Consider the following 19,741-nt stretch of genomic DNA (forward strand, 5'->3'; position numbering starts at 1 on the left):
GGTCAGGAGTCGGTGTCGTCCGGGCGGCGGTTGCGCTGCTCCTCGGAGAGCTTGCGCAGGAATTCGGGATCGTCGTCGGGAGCGACGGCCGGGCGGCGCTGCGGGACGCTGATCCGCTGTGCGCCGAGTGCCCGCCACAACAGAACGGCGATGGTGATCGCGCCCACCGCTGCGAGCAAAGGAATCATGCCCGGGTCCTTCCGTCGTGCTGGCCCCCCAGGTTAGCTCTGTTTGATGGCCTCGGCTCCGCCGAGGCGCCGAGATCGCCGGGGAGCCGGTTTCTTCCCTCCCGATTCGCCCGGCCTGGGGGCCGGGCGAATCGCTCAGTCCGGAAACCGGCGCGATCTCGGGGGTGGTGGGTCGCGGAGAAACTGCCGGAACGCGGCGAAGGGTCGTGACCGGCAAGCGATGCGGGAGGCACCCCTTGCCAGTCACGACCCTTCGGCGTGTTCGAGACCCGCGGGTCAGATCTTGCGGGTCGGCTCGCTCGCGTCCGTGGTGAGCTCGGCCAGAAGGTCGTTCACCTCGGACTCGCGGAACCTGCGGTGTCCGCCCGGCGTCCGGATCGAGCCGATCCGGCCCGCGGTGGCCCAGCGGGTCACGGTCTTCGGGTCCACCCGGAACAGAGCGGCCACCTCACCCGGGGTGAGCAACCGTCCGCCCATGGTTGCGGTCATTTTCCGCCTCCTTAACGCCCAACTTGCTATACCGGGGGCATCGGGCGGTTTCGCCCGTCGCGCCCGGGTGGCCAACGCGGCAATCGTGGCACTTCACCCGTCGGGTACTCGAACGGTTGTCCTTGGGTAAAGAGCCCTTAAAGTGCAAAAGGGACATAACTCAGCAGATTCTCAGGATCGCCCAGTGCCCGTTCACGGCCCGCTGACCAGGCATTTTCCAACAGGTTGTGCCGAGATCCGGGTAAAGACTGAGCAAAGGCCGAGGCTGGGCGGCGGCCGGCGCCGAGGTTGCTGTGACGCAGGAGACAATCCGGGGCCTACCGCGATGCGCCTCCCGCACGGGCGCGCCGCATAATGAGCCAGTGGATCAGCTGGACCGGAAGATCATCGCCGAGCTGCGGGCCAACGGCCGGGCTACCTACGCCGACCTCGGCCGGACGGTGGGGCTCTCCGCGTCGTCGGTGCACGAACGCGTCGGGAAGCTTGAGGCGGCGGGCGTGATCACCGGCTACCACGCGATGGTCGACCCGAACACGGTCGGACTCGGCGTCACCGCGCTGGTCGGCATCCATCCCACCGACACCGCCACCGACGAGGACGTCGCCGCTTCGCTCGGCGAACTGCCCGAGGTGGAGAGCTGTTACGCGGTCGCGGGCGACGAGGCCTTCGTCGTGAAGGTGCGGGTTTCGACGGTCGACGAGCTGGAGCTCACCCTCGGCAGGTTGCGCCGCATCCCCGGCGTCGGCCGCACCAATACGACGGTGGTGCTCTCCACCCGGTTCGAGGGCCGCCCCAACAACGCGGGCCTGGACGAGGACCCGGCGAGCGGGGCGTAGCCTGTTTCGGTGTGAGCGAGACACCGGACCACCTTCCCCGTGACCTGACGGTGTACTTGATCGCGCGGTTCGCGCTCGTCGCGGTGGTCGCGGTCGTGCTTTCGCTGGTCGGCGTGCCGCTGCTGGTCTCTTCGCTGATCGGGCTCGTCGTCGGCCTTCCGCTTGGCCTGCTGCTCCTGCGCGGCCTGAACCAGCGCGTGACGGCCGGCCTGGCCAAGCGCAACGAATCCCGCGCGCGTGCACGTGCCCAGCTGCGTTCGCAGCTGCGCGGCGAGACCCCGGCCGACGACTCCGCAGCATGAACAAACCACACGCCCGCGCCTGGGTTCGCGAAGCAGTCCGGATCATCGAGGCCGACGCGAACCGCAGCGCCGACACCCACCTGCACGTTTTCCCGCTGCCCCCGGAATGGGGCATCGACCTTTACCTGAAGGACGAGTCGGTGCATCCGACCGGCTCGCTCAAGCATCGGCTCGCACGCTCGCTGATCCTGTACGGCCTGGTCAACGGGCACATCGGCCCGGACACCGTGCTGGTCGAGGCGTCCAGCGGCTCGACCGCGGTGTCCGAGGCGTACTTCGCGCGAATGCTCGGCCTGCGGTTCGTGACCGTGGTGCCGCGGCGGACGAGCAAGGAAAAGATCGCGCTCATCGAGTTCTACGGCGGCGAATGTCATTACGTCGACGCGGCGCCGGCGATGTACCCCGAGGCCGAGCGGCTGGCCGCCGAGTGCAACGGGCATTACCTCGACCAGTTCACCTACGCCGAGCGCGCGACGGACTGGCGCGGCAACAACAACATCGCCGAATCGGTGTTCGCGCAGATGCGCGCCGAACGCCACCCGGTGCCGTCGTGGATCGTCGTCGGCGCGGGCACCGGCGGGACGAGCGCGACGTTCGGCCGCTACGTCCGGTACAAGCGGCACACCACGAAGATCTGCGTGGTGGACCCGGAAAACTCGTCGTTCTACGGCGCGTGGGAAACCGGTGCGCCGGACTACGCGACCGGGATGCCGTCGCGGATCGAAGGCATCGGACGACCGCGCTGCGAACCGTCCTTCGTGCCCGGCGTGATCGACGAGATGTTCCAGGTGCCCGACGCCGGTTCCCTGGCGGCGATCCGCTTGCTGCGGGAGCGCACCGGGCACTGGGCGGGCGGCTCGACCGGAACCAACCTGTACGGCGCGTTCCAGCTGATCTCGCGGATGCTGGCGGAAGGCCAGGCGGGTTCGGTGGTGACGCTGCTGTGCGACGGCGGCGAGCGGTACGCGAACACGTACTACTCGGATGAATGGCTCGGCGAGCACGGGATCGACCTGGCACCGTATCGGGCGCGGTTCGACGAGTTCCTGCTCACTGGCCGATTCGACGCCTGACGTCCTGGTAGCCCAGCGTCAGCACGACGATCAACCGGCGCAACCGGTCCTCGAAGTCGAGGCGGGAGCCGGCCAGGCGGGGGTCCTTGACGGCTTCTTGGACGGCTTCGTTCGGGTGCGCCAGCGGCCACATTCCCGCGGTGAGCATGAAGATCGCGGACGACAGTTCTTGCGCGGTCTCCGCGGAAAGCGCTGGCAGCGCGGCGTGCAGCAGGTCGGCGGTGCGGGCGTTGTGCTTCGCCGACCGCAGCTTGTAATCCCGCGCGATCTCCGTCGAGACGTTGCGCTCCAGCACGTTCGCCAGCACGCTGATCAGTTCGCACAGCACCGGTCGCGTCGCGAGTGAACGGGCGAGGGTCGCGGCGACCTCCGACAGGTCGCCGTCGAGGGTGAGCGAGTCGAGCCACGCGCCGCGAGCGCGGTCGAGCACCTCCAGGTAGACGGCCTCCCGCGTGGGGAAGTAGCGCGCGACGTTCGACGCCGACAGGCCTACCCGGCGGGCCAGCTCGCGCATGCTGACTTCGCCGACGGACGACTCTGTCATCAGCTCTTCGGCCGCGTCGAGGATCGCCTCGCGGCGGGCTTCCACCTGCTCGGGGCTGCGGGCGCGCTGGAACTCGGGCACGCTTCGAAGTGTAACAGGACACTGCTCTCTTGATAAAAGAACGGTGTCCTGTTAACTTCAAGAACAAGAGAGCAGTGTTCCGTTAACCTCGGCAGGAGATCCCGATGCGCACTTACGACCAGCTCTTCCTCGGCGGCCGCTGGACCGGGCCGGCGACGACCGACACCTTCGAAATCCGTTCGCCGCACGACCGTGCGCTGGTGGGAACCGCGCCGAAAGCTTCGAAGGCCGACGTCGACCGTGCGGTGGCGGCGGCTCGCCGGGCACTCGAACCGTGGGGGAGAACGCCGTTAGCCGAGCGTCTGCGCCTGGTCGAGCGGTTCAACGACCTGCACGCCGCTCGGGCCGACGAGATCGCCGAGCTGATCACCGCGGAGAACGGGTCGCCGAGCTGGTTCACCGGCTGGACTCAGCACAACCTCCCGGAGCGCACGGCCGCGTGGCTCAAGACCGCGCGCGAGTTCGCCTGGGAGGAGACGCTGATCGACGAGGCAGGCAACCGGACGATCGTGCGCGCCGCGCCGGTCGGCGTGGTGGCGGCGGTGATCCCGTGGAACTCGCCGCACTCGGCCGCGCTGGTGAAGCTGATTCCGGCTCTGCTGGCGGGTAACCCGGTGCTGCTGAAGGCGGCGCCGGAAACCCCGCTCGACGCGATGGTGCTGGCGGAGATCTTCGCGGAGGCCGGATTCCCCGAGGGTGTGGTGAGCGTGTTCGCGGCCGACCGCGACGTGAGCGAGTACCTGGTGACGCACCCCGGCGTCGACAAGATCTCGTTCACCGGCTCGACGGCGGCCGGACGGCGGATCGCGTCGCTCGCGGCAGAGCAGTTCAAGCGCGTCGGGCTGGAACTCGGCGGAAAGTCCGCGGCGATCGTGCTCGCGGACGCGGACCCGAAGACCGTGGCCGAGGGGATCCAGAGCGCGACGTTCGCCAACAACGGCGAGATGTGCGTGGCCCACACGCGGATCTTCGCGGCACGCGAGCGGTACGCCGAGGTCGTGGCCGCGCTGGCGGAAATGGCCGACGGGCTCGTGGTCGGCGACCCGGCGAAGCCGGACACGTTCGTCGGGCCGATCGTGCGCCGCGACCAGTACGAGCGGGTGTTGTCGTACCTGCGGCTAGGCGTCGAAGAGGGTGCGCGGATCGCGGCGGGCGGTACCGCGCCGCTCGCGAATCCTGAGCTGGCGGACGGGTTTTACGTGCGTCCGACGGTATTCGCCGACGTCGCGAACGACATGCGGATCGCGCGTGAGGAGATCTTCGGGCCGGTGCTCGTGGTCATCCCGTTCGACACCGAGGACGAGGCGATCCGGCTCGCGAACGACTCCGGCTACGGCTTGAGCGGCGGCGTGTGGACGGCCGACGCGGAGCACGGCGTCGAGATCGCGCGCGCCGTGCGGACAGGCACGTTCCACGTCAACGGCGCGCCGCGGCACGGGAACGCTCCGTTCGGCGGGTTCAAGGCGAGCGGAGTCGGCCGTGAGTACGGCTCGCACGGGCTGGCGGAGTTCGTGGAGTGGCAGGCGATCGCGGCGGGTCGCTAGAGCGCCAGAGCGACCGCGCTCAGCACCGCCCAGGCCAGCATCGCCATGCCGGTGTCGCGCAGGGCCGGGATCAACTCCCGGCCCTTGCCGCCACCGCCGACGGCCATGATCGGCTTCAGCAGCAGCGGCGCGGTCACGAAGGTGATGAACAGCAGCGGGTGCCAGATCCCCATCAGCACGGTGAGCGCGTAGGGAACTGTCACCAGCGTCAGGTAGAGCTTTCGGGTGCCGCCGTCGCCCATGCGGGTCGCGAGGGTGTGCTTGCCGGACTCGATGTCGGTGGGGATGTCACGCAGGTTGTTCGCGACCAGCACCGCCATCGAGAACGAGCCGACCGCCACCGCGCAGCCCAGTGCGTCCCAGCTGACCCGGCCGGCCTGGACGTAAACCGTGCCGAGGACGCCGGCCAGGCCGAAGAACACGAAGACCGCGATCTCGCCCAGACCGTAGTAGCCGTAAGGCTTTTTGCCGCCGGTGTAGAACCACGCGCCGAGGATGCACAGCGCGCCCATCGCGAGCAGCCACCAGTGTCCGCTCAACGCGACGAGCGCCAGGCCCAGCACTCCGGCGAGGCCCAGGGACGTCAAAGCGGCACGCAGCACGGCCTTCGGGTTCGCCGCGCCGGAGCCGACGAGACGCAGCGGGCCGACGCGGTGTTCGTCGGTGCCGCGGATACCGTCGGAGTAGTCGTTGGCGAAGTTCACGCCGATGATCAGCGACAGCGCGACCAGCAAGGCGAGCAGCGAACGCCACCAGGAGAACGCGTCGAGCGCGATCGCCGCTCCGACGCCCGCCACGACCGGCGCGATCGCGTTCGGCAGCGTCCTCGGCCGAGCGCCTTCGATCCACTCACTGACTGTCGCCATGGGGTCCATTCAACGCCATGCGATCTTCACCCGTTCGGTGCCCGGCCACAAGCCGTGCGGGGACCTGATTCCGTCCGGGTGCCCCGCACGGACGAACCGGGGTTGCGCTGCAAGGCGGTCGATCCGGGGCCCAGGTGCGGGGCGTGGCGGTCAGCGTGCCCGGAGAGCGGCGGCCACTGCCTGCCGGTCGGTCTTTCCCGGGCCGCGCAACGGGAGCGCGTCGGCGAACTCGATGCGTTTCGGCGTCGCGGCAGCACCCAGCTCAGCCCGGACCGCGGCCCGCAGCACGGCCTCGTCCGTCGAAGCCACCACCATCGCGACCACCGCCTCGCCCCACTGCGGATCGGGAATGCCGACGACACAGGCGTCCCGCACCCCGGGCTGCGCGCCGAGCAGGCGTTCGATCGCGGCAGCCGACACCTTGACCCCGCCGGTGTTGATGACGTCGTCCGCCCGTCCGAGCACCTCGACCCGGCCGTCGGGCAGCAGGCGGCCGCGGTCGGAGGTGCGAAAAGAGCCGTTTCGGAACGACTCCGCGGTCAGTTCCGGGGAGAGGCGGTAGCCGTGCGACAGCACCGGGCCGGAGATCCACAGCCGTTCATCGGCGTCGGGCTCCACGCGGACGCCGTCGAGCGGGACGCCGTCGTAGACGCAGCCGCTGGCGGTCTCGCTCATGCCGTACGAGGGGACGATCCGCACGCCTTCCTCGGCCGCTTGCGCGCGCAGCTTCGGCGACGTAGCAGCGGCGCCCAGGATGATGCCGTCGAAGGCCCTCGCGGCAGCCAGGCCCGTGCCGCCGTCGTCGAGGAGCCGGACTAGCTGGGTCGGCACGAGCGCGGTGTAGCGCGGGCCGTTCTCCGCCAGCACGGGCGCGGCCGCGGCGGCGAACTCGTCCGGGCGGAAGCCGGTGCCGGTCAGGAACGCAGGTTTCGTGCCTGCCAGCCGTGCTCGGATCAGGACTTGCAGGCCGCCGATATAGTGCGCGGGCGTGGCGAGCAGCCAGTGTCCGGGGCCACCGAGCCGGGCGTGCGTGGCCGTCGCGGACGCGACGAGTGCGCGCGGCGACAGCAGCACTCCCTTCGGCGCTCCGGTGGACCCGGAGGTGGCGATCACCACGGCGGTGTCCGGCTCGACCGGCTGCTCCGGGGCCATCGCTTCGAGCAGCGCGGGGGCCGACGGGTCGGCGGAGTTCAGGGGGAGGATCGCGGGGCCGCCATCGAGGGCGGCGGCGAGGGCCGTGTCCAAGGCGGTGAGGGCGGCGGGGGTGCCGTCTAGCCAGGAGGGGTGCACTAGGGAGCCTCAGCGGGGGTTGTCGCTCACGGGGTCAGTAGTAGTACGGGTAGCCGGACCAGTCCGGGTCGCGCTTCTCCAGGAACGCGTCGCGGCCTTCGACCGCCTCGTCCTGCATATACGCCAGCCGGGTCGTCTCACCGGCGAACAGCTGCTGCCCGACCATCCCGTCGTCGATCGCGTTGAAGGCGTACTTCAGCATCCGCTGCGCGGTCGGCGACTTGCCGATGATCGTCCAGCCCCAGTCGAGCGCGACCCGCTCCAGATCGGCGTGCGGCACGACCTCGTTGACCGCGCCCATCCGGTGCATTTGCTCGGCGGTGTAGTCGCGGCCGAGGAAGAAGATCTCGCGTGCGAATTTCTGCCCGACCTGCCGGGCGAGGCCCGCCGAACCGTAGCCGGCGTCGAACGAGCCGACGTCGGCGTCGGTCTGCTTGAACCGCGCGTGCTCGGCCGAGGCGAGGGTGAGATCGCACACGACGTGCAGCGAATGCCCGCCGCCCGCCGCCCAGCCGGGCACCACGGCGACCACGGGTTTCGGCATGAAACGGATCAACCGCTGGACTTCGAGGATGTGCAGCCGGCCCGCCCGCGCCGGGTCGACCGTGTCCGAGGTCTCCCCGCTCGCGTACTGATACCCGGAGCGTCCGCGAATACGCTGGTCACCGCCGGAGCAGAACGCCCAGCCGCCGTCCTTGGCCGACGGGCCGTTGCCGGTGAGCAGGACGCACCCGACGTCCGAGCTCATCCGGGCGTGGTCGAGCGCCCGGTAGAGCTCGTCGACGGTGTGCGGGCGGAAGGCGTTGCGGACCTCCGGACGGTTGAAAGCGATCCGGACCACCCGTTTGCCGGAGCGGGCATCTCGCGAACGGTGGTAGGTGATGTCGGTGAAGGAGAACCCTTCGACCTCGGACCAGGCGGCGGGGTCGAACAGCTCGGAAACTCGGGCGTCATCCACGTTTGGGAGAATAGGACCTGTGGACATGATCGCTGTGCCTGATGCCGCCTCTGGACGAGAGCGCGCTCAAGCGGGGGTCTGCCGGTGAACCCCTCCACCGCGCAGGCCAGGGTCATCGTCGACGAACTCGTCCGCAACACCGTGTCGCACGTGGTGTTGTGTCCAGGATCTCGCAACGCGCCGCTGTCCATCGCGCTCTACGACGCCGCCGCGTCGGGACGGCTGAAGCTGCACGTCCGCATCGACGAGCGCGGCGCGGCGTTCCTCGCGCTCGGCATCGCGGCGCGCACCGGCCGTCCGGCGGCGGTGGTCTGCACCTCCGGCACCGCGGCGGCGAACTTCCACCCGGCCGTGCTGGAGGCCGACCGGGCGGGCGTGCCGCTGATCGTGCTCACCGCCGACCGTCCGCCGGAGCTGCGTTCGGCCGGCGCGAGCCAGGTGATCAACCAGTACGAGCTGTACGGCGACGCGGTCCGCTACTTCGACGAGCTGGCTGTCGCCGAGCGCCGGGCCGGGCAGAACTCCTACTGGCGCAGCCAGATCTGCCGCGCGTGGAACGCCGCGTACGGCGAATGGCGCTGCGGGCCGGTGCACCTGAACATCCCGTTCCGCGAACCGCTGGTGCCGGATCTCGACGATCACGGCGAGTGGTACGAATCGCTCGAAGGCCGCCCGGACGGTGAACGCTGGACCGAGCTGCCGGACTTCGGCGCGCTGCCCTCGTTCGTGGTGCCCTCGGCGCGGCACGGCCTGGTGATCGCGTGCGACACCGGCGCGCAGGCGGCCAGCGAATGGGCCGAACAGCACGGCTGGCCGGTGGTTTCGGAGACCGGCGGGCTCGGCTTGTCCGGCGCGACCGCGATGTCGTCCGGTGCCTGGCTGCTGGGCGTTGAGGAATTCATCTCGCGGCACCGTCCCGAGCAGGTGCTGTGTCTCGGCCGTCCGACGGTGTTCCGGCAGGTCCAGAAGGTGCTGTCGGACCCGGAGGTCGAGGTGCTGCTGGTGCGTCCGGACTCGGACTGGCCCGCGCCGGCGCACAACGTCCGTCAGGTCGGGCAGTGGTTTGCCGAACCGACGAAGCCCGCGGACCCGGAGTGGCTGGCGAGCTGGCAGCGCGCGGACGCTGCGGCCAGCCAAGCGGTCGCGACGGCGCTGGCCGCCGAGCCGTGGCCGAGCGGCGTCCGGGTGGCGACAGAGCTGGTCGACGCGTTGCCGGACGGCGCGCTGCTGGTGGTCGGTTCCTCGAACCCGACGCGTGACGTCGCGCTGGCCGGACGGCTGCGTCCGGACGTCCTGGTGCACCGCAACCGCGGCGTCGCCGGGATCGACGGCACGGTCTCGACGGCCATCGGCGCGGCCACCGTGCACCGCGCGCCGTCGTACGCGCTGCTCGGCGACCTGACGTTCCTGCACGACGCGTCCGGCCTGCTCACCGGGCCCGCGGAGCAGTTGCCGGACCTGACGATCGTGGTGCTGAACGACGATGGCGGCGGCATTTTCTCGCTGCTGGAGCAGGGCGCGCCGGAACACTCGGCGAGCTTCGAGCGCGTCTTCGGCACCCCGCACGGCGCGGATTTGGGTGCGCTTTGCGCGGGCTACCGGGTACCGCACGTGGTGGCCGAGACGGTCGAAGAGTTCCGTGCCGCGTTGCAGCCCGCGCCGGGCCTGCGGGTCGTCGAGGTCCGGGTCGACCGGGCACAGCACCGGAATCTCCACGCGCGGCTGAAGTCCGCGGTCGCCGAAGCGGTGGGGACGGTTTAACCGGCGGGGGCCGGTGAAAAACGGGGGATTTCGTGAACGAGCCGGACCTGCGCCCGCGAGGCCGGTGGGCCTGGTTCAGCGCGGCAGTGGCGGCGCTGGCGCTGATCGGGCTGGTGTGCTCGTACTTCTCGTCGTTTCTGGTGATGGCCAGCGACACCTGCTTCGCCGGGGACAGCCGGGCGATCTGCAGCGCGGCCGGGCAACAGGCGGTCGCTTCGCTGCCGTGGGTCGGCTGGTTCGCGGCGATCGCCGGGTCGTTCGCGATGGCCGGACTGGCCGTGCGGCGCGGCTGGGGACCGTGGCCGGGGCTGTACGCGGGCCCGATCCTGTACGGCATCCCGATCGCCATCGCGTGGTGGATCGCCGAATCCGGGTGATCTTCCCAGTGGGTAAGAACCCGTCGTTCGGACGTACCTGTGGGGTGCGCACGTGGATACGTTCGGTCGCATTGGCCACCTTGGAGGAACCATGCGATCGAGAACTCGGGCCGGAATCGGGGCGGTTGCGGCTGGAGTCGCGACGGTGCTGCTGGCAGGCACCGCTTCGGCAGTGCCGGCACCGGGCGCGCCCGGCGTCGGCGACCCGTACTACCCGAACGCCGGCAACGGCGGCACCGACGTGCAGCACTACGACATCCGCGTGAGCTACCAGCCGGAAACCGACGTCCTGTCGGGCACCACGACGCTGCTGCTCACCGCGACCCAGGACCTGTCGCGCTTCGACCTTGACTTCGCGCTCAAGGCGTCGAAGGTGCTGGTGAACAACCGGCCCGCGCAGTTCACCAACCAGAACGGCGACGGCGAGCTGGTGATCACCCCGGCGCAGCCGCTGCTCAAGGGCCAGTCCGCGACGGTCGTCGTGAGCTACTCCGACAGCCCGTCGACGGAGAAGGCCGGCGGACTGAACACCTGGAAGAAGGGCGCTTTCGGGGCGCTCGGCGTCGACGAGCCGCAGAGCGCGCAGTGGTGGTTCCCCTCCAACGACCACCCCACCGACAAAGCGACCTACGACGTGTCGATCGAGGCCCCGGACGGTCTCTCCGCGATCACGAACGGCACGCTCGTGAAGAAGACCAAACAGCGGGCCGGCTGGACGCGGTGGAACTGGCGCAGCACCAAACCGCAGGCGACCTACCTGACGTCGTTCATCGTCGGCAAGTACGACGTGGTCCAGTCCACCACCCCGGACGGCAAGCCGTTCATCACCGCCTACGGTGCCGATCTCGGCGATTCGCTCGACGCGGCCAAGGCGAGCGTGGAGCGGACGCCGGAGGTCGACGAGTTCCTGGCGTCGCAGTTCGGGCCGTATCCGTTCGAGGCCGAGGGCGGCGTCGTGACCAGCGGGATCACCTTCTCACTGGAAAACCAGACCCGGCCGACCTACGGCGCGCGCAACTTCGCCGCCGGCTCCAACACCACGCTGATCGCGCATGAGAACGCGCACCAGTGGTTCGGCGACAACGTTTCGCTCGGCAAGTGGAGCGACATCTGGCTGAACGAGGGCTTCGCCTCCTACGCCGAGTACCTGTGGTCCGAGCACCAGGGCGAGGGCACGACCGCGGAACTCGCGCAGTACGCGTACGACTCCTACGCCGCCGACGACCCGTTCTGGCAGGTCCTGCCGGGCGACCCGGGCGAGCCGAAGCAGTTCGACCGCGCGGTGTACGACCGGGGCGCGATGGCCGTGCAGGCGTTGCGCAAGACGGTCGGTGATGACGCGTTCTTCTCGATCCTGCGGCAGTGGCAGGTCGCGAAGGCAGGCAAGGCGGCGGTGATCCCGGACTTCATCGCGCTCGCGGAGAAGGTGTCGGGCAAGCCGTTGCAGGAGCTGTTCCAGACCTGGCTGTACACCAAGGGGAAGCCCGCCGTCGGTCCTAACGGGACGGTCGCGGCGGCGAGGACGTTCGCCGCGCACGCGAAGCCGAAGGCGTGGGACCAGATCCAGGCGAACCATCGCGCGCTGGCGGAGGCAGGCCAGCACTGAAATTCGCTTGCCGGGCCGCGGGATCCTGGAGAGTTCCGCTCTTGCTAAGGAGGATCCGGTGGCCCGGCAAGCGATGAAGGTGCGGGCGCAGCTCCGCCATGCTCGGCTCGACGGCCGGGAATGGCGGGTGCTGCGCCCTGATCCTGTTCTGGACACCGCGCTGTTGTTCGAATGCGAGTGGCACACGGAGATGTACGTCGATCGCCGGGCGGCGTACCAGATCGGAGTGCTGTCGCTGCTGGCCGCGCGATCGCGGCACACGATCATCCACCTCCCGCTGCGCGCTGGCCGGATCCCGGCCGAACCGGAGCGCACCGGTCGTCCGCTGGATCTGGTGCTGAGCCACCACACCGCGCAGTTGCGCGTTTCGCGGTGGCCGCGGATCAGGGCCGCGCTCGGCCCCGCCCGGCCGCATACGGTGCGGATCCCGGCTGAGCGACGTCCGGTGGAGCGGCCGTACTGGCGAACCCGGGACCGGCTGTACGACCGGATTCACGCCGACACGATGTTCCTGACCGGCAGTGCACCGGTTTTCCGGCACGCGGCCGAGTATTTCTTCGACCTCGCGTTCCGCGCGCCGGGTTCGGCTCCTGGAGAGGAATCACCGCACCACGCGTGCGCCGAGGTCGATCTGACGTGCGGAGTGCTGGTGAACGCGGACAACCTGCACATGCTGTACCGGGCGCACTGGCTGCCGAGTGCCGAGCCGGTCGGCGCACCCGACTAAACTCTCGGTGTGGCAGCCAGGAGCGTGAAGGCACGGCGGATCGCGTGGTTCGCCGTGTTGGGCGTAGCTGTGCTGCTCACCGTGATGTGCGTGAGCCTGGTTTTCGCCGCGTTCCGCAACGACAGCGCGATCGAATCGCACCTGGGCACGGCGAACGCGACGGTCGAGTCGGTGGCCTTCGACCGCACGATCATCCAGTACCAGACGCCGGACGGCATCGTGCACAGCCCGGCGACCGGGGTGCTGTACCCGTCGGGCCTCGCCGCCGGTCAGCTGGTGGCGATCGAGTACGACGCGACCAACCCGGACCTGACCCGGGTCGCCGGCCGGACCGCGACGTTGACGCTGCTGCCGGTGGGCATGACGGTGCTGATCACGTGGCTGGTCGCGGGCCCGCTGCTGTGGTGGCTGCGCAGGCTGATCAAGCGGGACCGGTCCGCGGCGGAGCCTGCGAAGGCGGGACGCTCGTGAGCGTTTGTCCCGGTCAGAATCGGCATCAGCACTCACGGCCCCCTACGTGCCGACGGTTTCCTGCCACCAGCCAAGCACCTCGTCCGCGACCCCCGGCGCGGCGACCAGCAGTCCGTCCGTAGGCAAAGCGGCGTCCTCGCCGTGCTTGTCCAGCACCACCGCACCTGCTTCGATCGCCATCGCGACCGACCCCGCGACGTCCCATTCGTGGTAGCTGTGCAACACCGCCGCGGCCGCGTGCCCGAGCGCGACCTGGGCGATCGACAGCGCGGCTGACCCCAGCACCCGCACTCCCGCGTGCGCGGCCGCCGCTCGTTCGATGAACTCGCCCATTCCCGGCCACGGTCCCTTGCGCGCCAGTTCGGTGCAGACGATCGACCCGGCGGTACCCGCGCGGTCGACCAGCTTCAGCGGTTTCCCGTTCGCGCGGGCTCCCCGTCCGCGGGCAGCGGCGTAGATCTGCGCCCGGTACGGGTCTGCGACCACACCCACCACGGGGCCGCTCGCGTCGACCAGGGCGAGGCTGTAGGCGCACCAAGGCACTCCGGCGACGTAGTTCGCGGTGCCGTCCACGGAATCGACCACCCAGCGGTACTCCGCGACGTCCGCGCCGTGGTCGGCGCCGAATTCGTGGCCTACCACCGGGATCCCGGGGAACTCCGCGGTCAGCACACGGCGGGTGTGCCGTTCCAGGATCCGATCGGTGCCGGTGACCCAGTCGAACGGCGAATCCAGCGTCGCCGGGTGCGCGCCGCGGCCGGCGGTCGCGGTGATCACGTCGGTGGCGTCGTTCGCCAGCCGCCCCGCGACCTCGAGCGCTCGGGAGAGCAGCCCGGGTTCCACGGGCCGCGACGGCCTGGAGGACAAGAGGGTCATGCCTGCTTAGTCTGGGCGTTGCTGGTGTCCGGGACGCGACCGGCAGATGACATGTCGTGGCGAATTCTTCGACGGTCGGCGCCCGAGCGCGGACGCTGCGGAGTGTTTCGCCACCGTTGGCCGCTCGGTTACGCGGGATTGGCCCGCCCTGCCTGCGGTTTTGCGACAGTGACGCGGTGCGAGTCGCCATAGTCACCGAAAGTTTCCTGCCCCAGGTGAACGGCGTGACGAATTCCGTGCTGCGGGTCGTCGAGCACCTGGTCGAATCCGCGCACGACGTGCTGGTCGTCGCGCCGGGGCCGGGCCCGGCGAGTTACCGCGGCGCGCCGGTCGTGCGCATTCCGGCGCTGGACTTCCCCGGCGTGAACTCGCTGCCGATCGGCCTGCCGACGCGCACCGTGCTGACCGCGCTGGCCGAATTCGGCCCGGACGTCGTGCACCTGGCCTCGCCGTTCGTGGTCGGCGCGCGCGGGCTCGCCGCGGCCAGACGGCTGCGCGTGCCCTCGATCGCCGTCTACCAGACCGACATCGCCGGCTTCGCCACGTCGTACGGCTTCGGCATCGGCGCGCGGGCGGCCTGGCGCTGGGTGCGCCGCCTGCACTCGCGGGCCGACCGGACGCTCGCGCCGTCGTCGGACTCGATCGAACAGCTGAAGCTGCACGGCGTCCCGCGCGTGCACCGCTGGGCGCGCGGCGTGGACATCAGCCGGTTTTCCCCGGCGCACGCGGATCCGGCGCTGCGCGCGGAACTCGCGCCGAACGGCGAGCTGCTGGTCGGGTTCGTCGGACGGCTCGCGCCGGAGAAAGAGGTCGACCGGCTGACCGTGCTGGCCGGAATGCCGGGAGTGCGCGTGGTCGTCGTCGGCGACGGACCGGAGCTGCCGTCGTTGCGGGAACGGTTGCCCGGAGCGGCGTTCCTGGGTGCGAAGTACGGCGACGAGCTGTCGGTGGCGTACGCGAGCCTCGACGTGTTCGTGCACACCGGGCCGCACGAGACGTTCTGCCAGGCGGTGCAGGAGGCGATGGCGTCCGGGCTGCCGGTGCTCGCGCCCGACGCTGGCGGTCCGAAGGATCTCGTGCTGCCTGGCCGGACTGGTTATCTGCTGCCTGCCGACCGGGAGTCGTTCGGCCCGGCGCTGGTCACCAAGGTCGACGACCTGCGGGAGGCGGCGTTGCGGGCCCGGCTTGGCGAAAAGGCGCGGAAAGTGGTCCTGGGCCGGACGTGGCCCGCGGTGTGCCGGGAGCTGGTCGGGCACTACGAAGCGGTACAGGGCCGAGTCGCGCGTGCGGCTTGAGCCATGCACATCGTCCAGCTGGCGAACTTCTACGGACCGCGGTCCGGCGGACTGCGGACCGCGCTGAACCACCTTGGCGCGGGGTACGTCGCCAGCGGGCATCGGGTGACGCTGGTCGTACCGGGGCGGCGGTACGCGGTGGAAAGCCTGCCCACGGGTGTGTGCCGGTATTCGTTGCCCGCCTTGCGAATTCCCGGCACCGGCGGGTATCGCGCGGTCGATCCGCAGCGGGTCCGTGCGGTGTTGCGGCGGCTGGAGCCGGACCGGCTGGAGGTGTCCGACCGGCTGACCTTGCGGGGGATGGGTGTTTGGGCGCGGCGGAATGGCGTGCCCAGCATGGTCATTTCGCACGAGCGGCTGGACCGGTTGCTGGAGCAGTTTTTGCTGCCCGCGGCGATGGCCCGGCACGTCGCGGACGCCGCCAACCGGCGGATGGCGGCGTCGTACGACACGGTGGTGTGCACTACGGCGTTCGCGCACGCGGAGTTCGAGCGGATTGCCGCGCCTAACGTCCGGCGAGTGCCGTTGGGAGTGGATCTGGCGACGTTCGCGCCGTCGATGCGGGATTCCGGGTGGCGCTCGGCGTTGGCTGGTGGCGCTGACGCGTTGATTGTCCATTGTGGGCGGTTGTCGCCGGAGAAACACGTTGAGCGGAGCGTGGATACGGTCGCTGAGCTGACGGAGTCCGGGGCTCGCGTGCGGTTGGTGATCGCGGGCGACGGGCCTCGGCGGCGGGCGCTGGAACGGCGGGCCCGGGGGTTGCCGGTGACGTTCCTCGGCTTCTTGGCCGGGCGAGGCGAGGTGGCTCGATTGCTGGCCAGCGCGGATGTTTCGCTCGCTCCGGGACCGCACGAGACGTTCGGGCTGGCGGCGTTGGAGGCGCTCGCTTCCGGGACGCCGGTGGTGGTTTCGGCGTCGTCGGCGTTGCGGGAGATCGTGCGACCCGGGTGCGGGGCGGCGGTCGATGATCACGCGCCCGCGTTCGCCAGCGCGGTGACCGGATTGCTGGACAGTCCCGAGGAGATCCGGCGGGCGGCTGCTCGGGCGCGGGCCGAGGAGTTCGCCTGGCCGGCCTCGGTGCGGGGAATGCTCGCCGCCCTCGGCTGACTGCGGGAGGGTCAGGTGCGGTAGCCGGGGTGGACGCCGGGCCTGAGGTCGTGGCCGGCGGCGACGCGGGCCAGCAGGTCGCGCAGCACGGCGCGTTCCTCTGTGGACAGTGCGGACATCAGCTCGTTTTCGTGTGCTGTCGCGGCCTTGGTTAGTTCGGCCATCGTTTCCTGGCCTTTGTCGCTCAGGAAAACCGCGTAGAGGCGGCGGTCCTGCGGATTGCGGCGGCGCTCGATCAGCCCCTGCTGTTCCAGGCCGTCGACGAGGGCGACCAGCCGGGTCGGCGGCGTGCCCAGTTCCGCGGCCAGCACCTGCTGGCTCTCGCCGGGCCGCCGCGCGATCGCCCGGAGCAGGCCGGTCTGGGGCGGGGTCAGGCCCAGGTCCGCGACGCGTTCGGCGAAGCGCTGGGTCGCGTGTGCGCCCAGCTGGGCCAGCAGGAAGGCGCTGCCGAACTGCGGAGGTCCTTGCATGCCCTGAACCGTATCGCTTGACAATCGATTACACCAGTGTAATCGTTCTATTAGTGAAACTAATCGACCTGGAGGTTTGCCATGACGACCAGGACTCGACAGCAGGGTGGCCCGCCGTTGCTGGCACCGGCCTTGGCGTTCGGGGTGCTGACCGTCGCCTCGGCGGTGCTCGGGGCGGCGGGGACGCGTCCGGATTCCAGCGCGGCTGAGGTCGCCGCGTATCTCGGCGGCAACCACGGCGTCGTGCAGTTGCTCGCGTTCGCGGTGTTCGGCGCCTCGGTTCCGTTGGCGGTCTGGGCGGCGACGGCCTACCGCAGACAGCGGCGGATCGGGGTCGCGGCACCGGGTGCGGTGATCGGGCTGACCGGCGGCGTGCTGTCCGCGGCCGCGCTCGCGATGAGCGGTCTGATCACCTGGACCGCCGCGCAGTCCAGCGAGACACCCGCGGTGGCGCGGGCGTTGACCAGCCTCGCGTTCGCTGCCGGCGGGCCCGGCTTCGTGGTGCCGCTGGCGTTGCTGATCGCCGGGATCGCGGTGCCCGCGCTGTTTCTGAACCTGCTGCCGCGCTGGATGTCGGTCGCCGGGCTGGTGGTCGCCGCGGCCGCGGTGCTCGCCTCGCTGTCGCTGCTGACCCCCGCGCTGTACCCGCTGATCCCGGTCGGCCGGTTCGGCGGGCTCGCCTGGCTGGTCGCCGCCAGCGTCCTGCTCCCGCGCGACCGCGCGGCACGGACGGACTAATCTCGGACCTATGCCCCGAGCCAGCCTGGACAAGGATCCCCGCGATGTCGCCGCGATGTTCGACGGCGTCGCGTCCGGTTACGACCGGGCGAACTCGTTCATGACGTTCGGGTTCGACCGGCGCTGGCGCACCGCCACCGCGCGCGTGCTGGACGCCAAACCGGGGGAGAAGGTGCTCGACCTGGCGGCGGGCACCGGGGTGTCCACCGTCGAGTACGCGCGCGGCGGAGCCTGGTGCCTCGCCGCCGACTTCTCGGTCGGGATGCTCAAGGCGGGGCTGCACCGGAAGGTGCCGATGATCGCCGCGGACGCGATGCGCCTGCCGTTCGCCGACAACAGCTTCGACGCCGTCACCATCTCCCTCGCGCTGCGGAACTTCGTCGACACCAAGGGCGCGCTCGCCGAGATCCTGCGGGTGGTCAAACCGGGCGGCCGGCTGGTGATCTGCGAGGTGTCGACGCCCACCTTCGCCCCGATCCGGTTCGTCTACCGGCGGTTCATCCTCAAGCTGCTGACCTGGGTCGGCAGCCGGTCCTCGACCAACCCCGAGGCCTACTCCTACCTGGCCGAATCGATGCTCGCCTGGCCCGATCAGCGCGGGCTCGGCGAGATCATCGCGAGTGCCGGATGGACCGAGGTGGAGTGGCTGAACCTCACCTTCGGCGTCGTCGCGATCCACCGCGCGCGCAAGCCCGCCTGACCCCGCCCTCCTGCCCTTCCCCGCCCTCAACGGGTGTGGCCGCGCCACGCTGTATTTTCGGGTGTATGACGACCTCGCGCCGCAACCCGGACCACGACGCCGAAGTGATCGTGGTCGGGGCGGGACCGGCTGGTTCGACGGTGGCCACCTACCTCGCCCGGGCCGGGGTGGACGTGCTGCTGCTGGAGAAGACCGTCTTTCCGCGCGAGAAGGTGTGCGGGGACGGGCTCACGCCCCGCGGTGTGAAGCAGTTGATCGATCTTGGTCTCGACACCAGCGAGGAAGCGGGCTGGGTGCGTAGCCGGGGGCTGCGGATTCTCACCGGTGATCTGACGCTTGAGTTCGATTGGCCGGATCTCACTGACTACCCGCCGTACGGGGTGTCTCGTACTCGGCAGGACTTCGATGACCTGCTGGCGAAGACCGCGGTGAAGGCTGGGGCCCGGTTGTACGAGCGGACCACGGTCACCGGGGCGATCACGAATGCGTCCGGCCGGGTCGTCGGGGTGGAAGCGAAGGTCGGTCCGGAGAAGACGCCGGTCAACTACCGGGCGCCGCTGGTGCTGGCCTGCGACGGGGTGTCGGCTCGGCTCGCGTTGAGCGTCGGCATCGACAAGAACGAGAAGCGGCCGATGGGGGTCGCGGTTCGGCGGTACTACAAGAGCCCCAAGCACGATGATCCGTTCATCGAGGGTCATCTTGAGCTGTGGGACCGGTCCGATCCGCGGGACCCGAAGCTGCTGCCTGGCTATGGCTGGGCGTTCCCGCTCGGCGACGGGACGGTCAACGTCGGGCTGGGGATGCTGTCGACGTCTGCCTCCTTCCGCAACACCGACTACCGCGCGCTGCTGCGCCAGTGGCTCGACGGCACGCCCGAGGAATGGGGCTACCGCGAGGAAAACGCGATCGGCAAGGTCGGCGGGGCCGGGCTGCCGATGGGGTTCAACCGGACGCCGCACTACCGCGACGGCCTGCTGCTGCTCGGTGACGCGGGCGGGATGGTGAGCCCGTTCAACGGCGAGGGCATTTCCGCGGCGATGGAGTCGGCGCAGCTCGCGGCCGAGGCTGTGGTGCAGGCGCTGGCTCGGCCGGAAGGCCCGTCGCGGGAACGTGCGCTGGAGGGGTATCCGCGCGCGGTCGGCGAGCTGATGGGCGGGTACTACCGGCTGGGGAACGTGTTCGCGAAGCTGATCGGCAAGCCGAAGATCATGCACGCGGCGACCAAGTACGGGTTGCGGGTCAACAAGATCCTTCCCTTGGTGTACAAGGGGCTTTCCGGGTGTTACGACGCCCGCGGCGGCGACGGGGTGGATCGGTTGATCGCGGCTTTGGCCCGGGTTACGCCCAGTCCGCGCTGAGTCGGGGGCTCGTCGCCTGGGGGTGACATTGGCCCGGTCTTGGCGTGGGCACCCCGAAGGTTGATTGGGCTGACGGGAGGCTTC

22 protein-coding genes are annotated in these 19,741 nt (G+C 70.2%); 14 read left to right on the forward strand and 8 right to left on the reverse strand.

What is annotated here, in order from left to right:
• Positions 1-2 precede the first annotated feature (2 nt).
• Together A4R44_RS34420 and A4R44_RS34425 are read right to left on the reverse strand one after the other, a co-directional pair.
• Entirely contained in the window at positions 3-188 is a 186-nt protein-coding gene (locus tag A4R44_RS34420) for a hypothetical protein (protein WP_067590115.1), read from the reverse strand.
• A gap of 276 nt (positions 189-464) precedes the next feature.
• Positions 465-677 carry a BldC family transcriptional regulator gene (locus tag A4R44_RS34425; protein ID WP_009072010.1) on the reverse strand — a complete coding sequence of 71 codons (213 nt, stop codon included), beginning with the start codon at positions 675-677 and terminating at the stop codon, positions 465-467.
• 362 nt (positions 678-1,039) lie between these two features.
• Here A4R44_RS34425 and A4R44_RS34430 point away from each other — a divergent pair, with 362 nt between their 5' ends.
• From A4R44_RS34430 to A4R44_RS34440, 3 genes are read left to right on the forward strand one after another with little or no spacing between them, the layout of a single operon-like run.
• A complete protein-coding gene (locus tag A4R44_RS34430) occupies positions 1,040-1,513 on the forward strand; it encodes an Lrp/AsnC family transcriptional regulator (protein WP_009072012.1) in 474 nt (157 codons plus the stop codon).
• Between the two features lie 11 nt (positions 1,514-1,524).
• A complete protein-coding gene (locus tag A4R44_RS34435) occupies positions 1,525-1,815 on the forward strand; it encodes a DUF4229 domain-containing protein (protein WP_067590118.1) in 291 nt (96 codons plus the stop codon).
• On the forward strand, positions 1,812-2,888 hold the full coding sequence (locus A4R44_RS34440) for a PLP-dependent cysteine synthase family protein (protein WP_067590121.1): 1,077 nt from the start codon (positions 1,812-1,814) through the stop codon (positions 2,886-2,888). The genes A4R44_RS34435 and A4R44_RS34440 overlap by 4 nt, the downstream gene beginning before the upstream one ends.
• Here A4R44_RS34440 and A4R44_RS34445 read toward each other — a convergent pair.
• Positions 2,866-3,513 (reverse strand): TetR family transcriptional regulator, encoded by a 648-nt coding sequence (locus A4R44_RS34445; protein ID WP_067590124.1) that lies wholly within the window; start codon positions 3,511-3,513, stop codon positions 2,866-2,868. The two genes, A4R44_RS34440 and A4R44_RS34445, sit on opposite strands and share 23 nt — an antisense overlap.
• A gap of 104 nt (positions 3,514-3,617) precedes the next feature.
• Between A4R44_RS34445 and A4R44_RS34450 the strand changes: the two genes are divergently transcribed.
• Positions 3,618-5,057 (forward strand): aldehyde dehydrogenase family protein, encoded by a 1,440-nt coding sequence (locus A4R44_RS34450; protein WP_067590129.1) that lies wholly within the window; start codon positions 3,618-3,620, stop codon positions 5,055-5,057.
• Here the strand turns inward: A4R44_RS34450 and A4R44_RS34455 are convergent.
• The 3 genes from A4R44_RS34455 to A4R44_RS34465 all read right to left on the reverse strand — a co-directional run bounded on the left by A4R44_RS34455 (position 5,054) and on the right by A4R44_RS34465 (position 8,171).
• Positions 5,054-5,923, reverse strand: a complete 870-nt coding sequence (locus A4R44_RS34455; RefSeq protein ID WP_067590132.1) for a 1,4-dihydroxy-2-naphthoate polyprenyltransferase — start codon at positions 5,921-5,923, stop codon at positions 5,054-5,056. The genes A4R44_RS34450 and A4R44_RS34455 overlap by 4 nt on opposite strands.
• A 150-nt stretch (positions 5,924-6,073) precedes the next feature.
• A complete protein-coding gene (gene menE, locus A4R44_RS34460; protein WP_095213801.1) occupies positions 6,074-7,213 on the reverse strand; it encodes an o-succinylbenzoate--CoA ligase in 1,140 nt (379 codons plus the stop codon).
• A gap of 34 nt (positions 7,214-7,247) precedes the next feature.
• A complete protein-coding gene (locus A4R44_RS34465; RefSeq protein WP_067590134.1) occupies positions 7,248-8,171 on the reverse strand; it encodes a 1,4-dihydroxy-2-naphthoyl-CoA synthase in 924 nt (307 codons plus the stop codon).
• Between the two features lie 84 nt (positions 8,172-8,255).
• Between A4R44_RS34465 and menD the strand changes: the two genes are divergently transcribed.
• From menD to A4R44_RS34490, 5 genes are all read left to right on the forward strand, one after another.
• Positions 8,256-9,932, forward strand: a complete 1,677-nt coding sequence (gene menD, locus A4R44_RS34470) for a 2-succinyl-5-enolpyruvyl-6-hydroxy-3-cyclohexene-1-carboxylic-acid synthase (RefSeq protein ID WP_067590139.1) — start codon at positions 8,256-8,258, stop codon at positions 9,930-9,932.
• A gap of 32 nt (positions 9,933-9,964) precedes the next feature.
• On the forward strand, positions 9,965-10,309 hold the full coding sequence (locus A4R44_RS34475; RefSeq protein WP_067590142.1) for a hypothetical protein: 345 nt from the start codon (positions 9,965-9,967) through the stop codon (positions 10,307-10,309).
• A 91-nt stretch (positions 10,310-10,400) separates the two neighbouring features.
• Positions 10,401-11,915, forward strand: coding sequence for a M1 family metallopeptidase (locus A4R44_RS34480; RefSeq protein WP_067590145.1), 1,515 nt, complete (start codon positions 10,401-10,403; stop codon positions 11,913-11,915).
• Positions 11,916-11,973: 58 nt separating this feature from the next.
• Positions 11,974-12,642, forward strand: coding sequence for a hypothetical protein (locus A4R44_RS34485; RefSeq protein WP_095213802.1), 669 nt, complete (start codon positions 11,974-11,976; stop codon positions 12,640-12,642).
• A 9-nt stretch (positions 12,643-12,651) separates the two neighbouring features.
• Positions 12,652-13,113 (forward strand): DUF3592 domain-containing protein, encoded by a 462-nt coding sequence (locus A4R44_RS34490; RefSeq protein WP_067590148.1) that lies wholly within the window; start codon positions 12,652-12,654, stop codon positions 13,111-13,113.
• 42 nt (positions 13,114-13,155) lie between these two features.
• On the opposite strand, the gene A4R44_RS34495 is transcribed toward A4R44_RS34490, so the two are convergent.
• Positions 13,156-13,989 carry an inositol monophosphatase gene (locus A4R44_RS34495; RefSeq protein ID WP_067590151.1) on the reverse strand — a complete coding sequence of 278 codons (834 nt, stop codon included), beginning with the start codon at positions 13,987-13,989 and terminating at the stop codon, positions 13,156-13,158.
• Between the two features lie 176 nt (positions 13,990-14,165).
• Here A4R44_RS34495 and A4R44_RS34500 point away from each other — a divergent pair, with 176 nt between their 5' ends.
• Positions 14,166-15,284, forward strand: coding sequence for a glycosyltransferase family 1 protein (locus tag A4R44_RS34500; protein WP_198545548.1), 1,119 nt, complete (start codon positions 14,166-14,168; stop codon positions 15,282-15,284).
• A 3-nt stretch (positions 15,285-15,287) separates the two neighbouring features.
• Positions 15,288-16,391 (forward strand): glycosyltransferase, encoded by a 1,104-nt coding sequence (locus tag A4R44_RS34505; protein WP_067590158.1) that lies wholly within the window; start codon positions 15,288-15,290, stop codon positions 16,389-16,391.
• An 11-nt stretch (positions 16,392-16,402) separates the two neighbouring features.
• Here the strand turns inward: A4R44_RS34505 and A4R44_RS34510 are convergent, their stop codons facing one another.
• Positions 16,403-16,861: a MarR family winged helix-turn-helix transcriptional regulator gene (locus tag A4R44_RS34510; protein ID WP_067590161.1), complete on the reverse strand. Its 459-nt coding sequence runs from the start codon at positions 16,859-16,861 to the stop codon at positions 16,403-16,405.
• A gap of 81 nt (positions 16,862-16,942) precedes the next feature.
• Between A4R44_RS34510 and A4R44_RS34515 the strand changes: the two genes are divergently transcribed.
• The 3 genes from A4R44_RS34515 (at position 16,943) to A4R44_RS34525 (ending at position 19,657) form a co-directional block, all read left to right on the forward strand.
• The gene (locus A4R44_RS34515) at positions 16,943-17,599 is read left to right on the forward strand and encodes a DUF4386 domain-containing protein (protein WP_067590164.1); all 657 of its coding nucleotides are present in this window, start codon (positions 16,943-16,945) and stop codon (positions 17,597-17,599) included.
• Between the two features lie 10 nt (positions 17,600-17,609).
• Entirely contained in the window at positions 17,610-18,299 is a 690-nt protein-coding gene (locus A4R44_RS34520; protein WP_067590167.1) for a demethylmenaquinone methyltransferase, read from the forward strand.
• Positions 18,300-18,364: 65 nt separating this feature from the next.
• Positions 18,365-19,657 (forward strand): geranylgeranyl reductase family protein, encoded by a 1,293-nt coding sequence (locus A4R44_RS34525; protein WP_067590170.1) that lies wholly within the window; start codon positions 18,365-18,367, stop codon positions 19,655-19,657.
• Positions 19,658-19,741: the final 84 nt, after the last annotated feature.

This window comes from Amycolatopsis sp. M39 (assembly GCF_001651785.1).
Taxonomy (GTDB): Bacteria; Actinomycetota; Actinomycetes; order Mycobacteriales; family Pseudonocardiaceae; genus Amycolatopsis; species Amycolatopsis rubida.

Bases quoted from the DNA above. Each gene is read 5' to 3' on its own strand.
- A4R44_RS34440 (WP_067590121.1), top strand. From the start codon at position 1,812: ATGAACAAACCACACGCCCGCGCCTGGGTTCGCGAAGCAGTCCGGATC.
- A4R44_RS34425 (WP_009072010.1), bottom strand. From the start codon at position 677: ATGACCGCAACCATGGGCGGACGGTTGCTCACCCCGGGTGAGGTGGCC.
- A4R44_RS34510 (WP_067590161.1), bottom strand. From the start codon at position 16,861: ATGCAAGGACCTCCGCAGTTCGGCAGCGCCTTCCTGCTGGCCCAGCTG.
- A4R44_RS34420 (WP_067590115.1), bottom strand. From the start codon at position 188: ATGATTCCTTTGCTCGCAGCGGTGGGCGCGATCACCATCGCCGTTCTG.
- A4R44_RS34520 (WP_067590167.1), top strand. From the start codon at position 17,610: ATGCCCCGAGCCAGCCTGGACAAGGATCCCCGCGATGTCGCCGCGATG.
- A4R44_RS34450 (WP_067590129.1), top strand. From the start codon at position 3,618: ATGCGCACTTACGACCAGCTCTTCCTCGGCGGCCGCTGGACCGGGCCG.
- A4R44_RS34455 (WP_067590132.1), bottom strand. From the start codon at position 5,923: ATGGCGACAGTCAGTGAGTGGATCGAAGGCGCTCGGCCGAGGACGCTG.
- A4R44_RS34525 (WP_067590170.1), top strand. From the start codon at position 18,365: ATGACGACCTCGCGCCGCAACCCGGACCACGACGCCGAAGTGATCGTG.
- A4R44_RS34480 (WP_067590145.1), top strand. From the start codon at position 10,401: ATGCGATCGAGAACTCGGGCCGGAATCGGGGCGGTTGCGGCTGGAGTC.
- A4R44_RS34515 (WP_067590164.1), top strand. From the start codon at position 16,943: ATGACGACCAGGACTCGACAGCAGGGTGGCCCGCCGTTGCTGGCACCG.
- A4R44_RS34505 (WP_067590158.1), top strand. From the start codon at position 15,288: ATGCACATCGTCCAGCTGGCGAACTTCTACGGACCGCGGTCCGGCGGA.
- A4R44_RS34495 (WP_067590151.1), bottom strand. From the start codon at position 13,989: ATGACCCTCTTGTCCTCCAGGCCGTCGCGGCCCGTGGAACCCGGGCTG.